Origin of the sequence: Anaerococcus sp., from assembly GCF_022770135.1 — a bacterium.
Classification (GTDB): domain Bacteria; phylum Bacillota; class Clostridia; order Tissierellales; family Peptoniphilaceae; genus Anaerococcus.
In genome coordinates this window covers 1-5,112 of the sequence record NZ_JALEIL010000008.1, presented here as the reverse complement: position 1 = coordinate 5,112, position 5,112 = coordinate 1, and the positions used below count along the sequence as shown (strand labels likewise).

4 protein-coding genes are annotated in these 5,112 nt (G+C 36.5%); 2 read left to right on the top strand and 2 right to left on the bottom strand.

The window, feature by feature from the left end; all coding sequences use genetic code 11:
• Nucleotides 1-145 precede the first annotated feature (145 nt).
• Nucleotides 146-439: a hypothetical protein gene (locus MRZ08_RS00355; RefSeq protein ID WP_290878656.1), complete on the top strand. Its 294-nt coding sequence runs from the start codon at nucleotides 146-148 to the stop codon at nucleotides 437-439.
• Nucleotides 440-916: 477 nt separating this feature from the next.
• Entirely contained in the window at nucleotides 917-1,423 is a 507-nt protein-coding gene (locus tag MRZ08_RS00350) for a hypothetical protein (protein ID WP_290878653.1), read from the top strand.
• Nucleotides 1,424-1,602: 179 nt separating this feature from the next.
• On the opposite strand, the gene MRZ08_RS00345 is transcribed toward MRZ08_RS00350, so the two are convergent.
• Nucleotides 1,603-4,275: a cation-translocating P-type ATPase gene (locus MRZ08_RS00345; protein WP_290878650.1), complete on the bottom strand. Its 2,673-nt coding sequence runs from the start codon at nucleotides 4,273-4,275 to the stop codon at nucleotides 1,603-1,605.
• 177 nt (nucleotides 4,276-4,452) lie between these two features.
• Nucleotides 4,453-5,112 (bottom strand): M20/M25/M40 family metallo-hydrolase (locus tag MRZ08_RS00340; protein ID WP_290878647.1); only part of this gene is annotated, 660 nt, incomplete at its 5' end.

Genomic DNA, 5,112 nt, shown 5'->3' with positions numbered 1-5,112 from the left:
AGAGGCGTAACCCTTAATTAGGAAGACGAGCTTCAAGGAGGACAGCTACGACCTCTATCTATACAATTATTATCCCATAAGAAAGTGGGATAGAGAACAAAATGTAGTATTTATTACTACAACTATAATATACGAGGAGGACATTATGAAAAAACACAGCTTAACAGAAATATTACTTTATCTAATAACAGGATTAGTTCCTCTTATAGGATATTATTTATTGATGAGGGAATATTTTAAAGTCAGCCCGTTTGAAGGGTATTACTTGATAATAACAATTTATTTTATTATTTGCTACTTATTGTATCCTATAGCAGGAATAAAATTAAGTGAAGCTACATCTGATAAAAAGTTAGCTCAGTTTATTCCACCTAAGACTCAGCTCTTATTTGCTTTTATTTTTGCACCGTTTATAGTAGTTTTTAAAAGAAAAAAATGATATTAATATAATAATTTAAGCAGAGTGCAATGAAAAAGTTAATGCGGAGGTTTACTTAGTGAAAGTAGAGATAGGATAGAATATATAGCATGTTAATAGTATTAGTATCACTATTAGTTATCGTATCTATTATTAAAAATCATGATAAATATAAGATTATGAATAAAATGCTTGTGCCTATAGAGACTATATTAAACATAATTACAATAACTTTGATAAGTGCTAATAAAATAAATATCACTATAAGCTTAGTATTATCTAATATAATATTATTAGAGTTATCTCAGTATATATACTATCATTCACTATCTAGCGAGACTAGTAGATTAAAATATCTTTTATACATAAATAAAATAACACTAATAGTTATAATATTCTTACTCTTAAATAAAATTTACTAAAAATTGATTAGTTAAGTATACAATGAAAGTGTGAAATCCATATTACAATTTTTATCATTTAAGAGAGGATAGTATTATGAAAAAATTAATGTCACTCCTATTAGCACTATTTATGGCACTTGGGAGTATGGGATCAACAGTAGCGTTTGCTACAGATTTAGAGGAAAATAGTCAAAATTCTGAAGTAGATGAGCTAGTTTCTGAATTAAAATTTTATTTTGAAGATGTTGGGTATTTAGATAAAGATGGTAACTATTATATAACAAATAATCTATTGTTAGAAGAAAGAGCTAATACTGGAGATGAAAATGCGAAAGTTTTGCTTGAATTGTATTTTGAACGACAAAATAGAAGTGCTGGAGATTTTGCTGTATGTATAGCAAAAGACTATTTGGGTGTATATATAGATCTATTAAATGGTAATGGATGGAATGCATTTGTTGGATACGTTAACGGAGAATTGTGGGAAGAAGCAGCTAAGATTATTTTAAGTATACTTGGAAAATCAGTATCTAAAGCAAATGTTGTGGCTACAGCTGGACAGTTAGCTTGGGCTGCATATAATTGTAGAGGTGAATGGTAATATAGGATAAACAAAAAATATATTTAAAGTTGTAATATGGTAAATAGCTAGAAATGTAGATTTCTAGCTATTTTTATATGTCCATTTAAGTTAGTTGAGTAAACGAAAGAGAGTAAAACAAAAAGGTGATGGTTTAGAATAGTTAAATCTATTCTGCTCATCACCTTTAAGTTTATTTATTATTTTCTTCTAACAACTTTTGAAATCTCACCTAGTATAAGTGGGATTAGGGAAAGTATTAGAACTGGTATCCATTCCCAACCTAGAGATACTACTTCGAAAAGATCTCTTAGGACAGGTATATACATTACCACTAGTAATAGGGCAAATGATAGGATTGTTGCCTTGATTAGTTGTGAATTTGAGGCAAATCCTAATTCCTTTAAGGTGAACTTCTCTGATCTTACTGAGAAGGCTCTTAGAAGCTCGCTTGTGATAAGTGTTGCAAATACCATTGTGTGTGCTCCCTCAATTGAGTTAGGGAAGATCCACTTAAGTCCTACTAGGTAAGCACCGAGAACTGCGATTGTTATAAATATTGATTGAGAGATAAGATTTGTCTTTGTCTTTCCAGATATTATTGACTCGCTTGGATCTCTTGGATCTTCTTCCATGATGCCTGGCTCTGCTGGCTCAACTCCAAGGGCTAGGGCTGGGAAGGCATCTGTTACAAGGTTAAGCCACAAGAGTTGGATTGGTGTAAGTGGGCTTGGAAGGCCGAAAAGTATTGACAAGAATACTATAAGGACTTCTGCTATGTTACAAGATAGGAGGAAGGATACGAACTTTTTGATGTTAGCAAATATTACTCTTCCTTCTTCAACGGCGTTTACTATTGTTGCAAAGTTATCATCTACAAGGATCATATCTGCAGTATCCTTGGCAACGTCTGTTCCTGTGATTCCCATTGATATACCAATGTCAGCGTTCTTGATAGCTGGAGCATCGTTTACTCCGTCACCTGTCATGGCTACTATTTCTCCATTTTGGCCTAGGGCCTTTACAAGTTGAACCTTGTTTTCAGGAGAAACTCTGGCAAAGATTCTCTTAGTCTTTACTATTTCTCTAATTTCTGCTTCTGTCTTGTTGTTAAGTTCGCTTCCTTGCATAGCTTGGTCACGGCTAGTTGCTATTCCTAAGTCCTTGGCTATGGCAAGGGCTGTTTCGAAATAGTCTCCTGTAATCATTATTACATCGATTCCTGAAGCGTGGCATTCCTTAACAGCAGCCTTAGCTTCTGGCCTTGGTGGATCGATCATGCCGGTTAGACCGACAAATACCATATCGTGTTCTATATTTTCACTAGTTATTTCTGTATCAAGACTTTCCATTGGTTTAAAGGCATATGCCATAACACGAAGAGCTTGACTTGCAAGACTTGTATTAACTTCGAGTGCTTTTTTCTTTAAATCATCTGTAAAGTCTACGATTTCTCCATTTACTAGAGTCTTTGAACATTTGTCTATTACTACATCTGGAGCACCTTTTGTGTATCCATAATTTTTGCCGTCCATTTCATGGAAGGTGGTCATCATCTTTCTTGTGGAATCGAATGGGATTTCCTCAAGTCTTGGGTGGTTTTCGTTTAGGTTTTCTTGGTTGATGTTCCATTTTTCAGAAAGTGTAAGCATAGCGCCTTCTGTAGGATCCCCTGTGATCTTGTAGATGTCGTCTTCTCTTATGAGATTGGCATCGTTACATAGACTTGATATGGTCATAAGAAGTTTGATTTGATCGTGGCTTTCTACGATTTCACCCTTATCATCTCGGATATCTCCCTTTGGCTCATAGCCTGATCCTTCTACCTCGAATTCCTTACCATCTGTGTAGATTTTAGTGATGGTCATCTCGTTTTGTGTAAGAGTTCCTGTCTTATCTGAACAGATTACTGTAGTTGAACCTAGGGTTTCTACTGAAAGAAGGTTTTTAACTATTGCCTTTCTTTCGGCCATTCTGTTCATTCCGATTGATAAAACAATAGTTACAACTGCGGTGAGTCCTTCTGGTATAGCAGCTACTGCAAGTGATACTGCGACCATGAAGTTATCTAACATATCCATTTCAGATCTAAAATATCCAACTACAAATACTAGGATACAAACTATTACTACTAGTACAGCAAGGAGCTTGGATAGCTTCTTAAGTTGTTTTTGTAGGGGAGTATCTTTTGCCTCGACGTTTTCTAGACTTGTTGCGATCTTACCGATTTCTGTTTCGTGGCCTGTGGCTGTGACTAGTCCCTTGCCGTGGCCATAAGTTACTATAGATGATGAAAAGGCGTAGTTATCTCTATCTCCGATTCCAACATCTTCATTAAATTCCTTACTAAAGTCCTTTTCTACTGCGACAGATTCTCCTGTAAGGGACGATTCGTCTATTTGTAGGTTGCTTGATTCGAGAAGTCTCATATCAGCTGGGATGATATCTCCAGTTTCAATGATTACAACATCTCCTGGTACAAGCTCTTCGGCCTTTAATTTCTTTCTAGATCCATCACGGATGATGGTAGCTTCTGGTGAGCTCATCTTCTGAAGGGCTGCCACAGAGTCTTCTGCACGACCTTCTTGGATGATAGACATAATAGCATTGATTACTACGATTGCAATTATTATCCCGCATTCAACAGCATCTCCTGTAAAGGCTGACACGATTGCAGCTATTACAAGAAGGATTACCATAGGATCTGCTACTTGCTCGATGATTTTCTTGGCAAGAGATTTCTTGTTAGAAGATTCGATAATGTTTTTGCCATATTTATCGAGTCTTTTACTTGCCTCATCGGAAGTAAGACCGCGGTTTGGGTCACTATTATGTTTTTTGATTACTTCATTTAAACTTCCTTTATAGTCCATAATTCCTCCATTAATATTAACAAAAGGTATAAAAAAGACTTTTGGCAAATCCATGCCAAAAGTCTTGCCACCTTCTAGGGTTTATCCAACCGGGAAATTTCCGTTTTGACGATTGAATAATTGGGCTACTCCCTTTTGCTTACTTATATTATATAACAAATTGCCTTTATTACAAGACTATTTTTGTACAAAGTGTAAGAGCAAATTGTAAAGGCCCATAAGTCCTTTTTCGTGAGTTCTCTCATAACCGTGACTTGCTGCAACTCCACTTCCTACAAGGGCGTGACGGAAGTCATTATCGCTTGCTACCGCAGCTGAGGCATCAGATCCATAGTAAGGATAGATGTCTAGGCCGTAGTCTATATCAAGACTTTGAGCAATCTCTACAAGCTCATTGGTCAAATCATAATTGTATGGGCCAGAAGAGTCCTTGGCACAGATTGAAACCATGGTCTCATCACAGGCGAGATCTCCGTAGACAACTCCCATATCGACAGCTACCATATCCCTAATTCCCTTTGGGTGGCCGCTTGCTGCTCCGTGGCCTACTTCTTCATAGATAGTAAAGGTCATATAAAGAGGTCTATTTATCTTAATGTTTTTCTCTTTGATTTCCTTAGCAAGAGCTAGGAGGACTCCGGCACTTGCCTTATCATCTAGATGACGAGATTTGACGAAGCCATTATCAATTCTAAATCTTGGGTCAAGGGAGATAAAGTCTCCGTTAGTAATGCCAAGAGCCTTGGTCTCTTCGGCGGATTTTGTTATAGCATCTACTACAACTTCCATAGTGCTATCGTCTCTTTTGGCATCTTTTGGGTCGGATGAGCCGTGGAC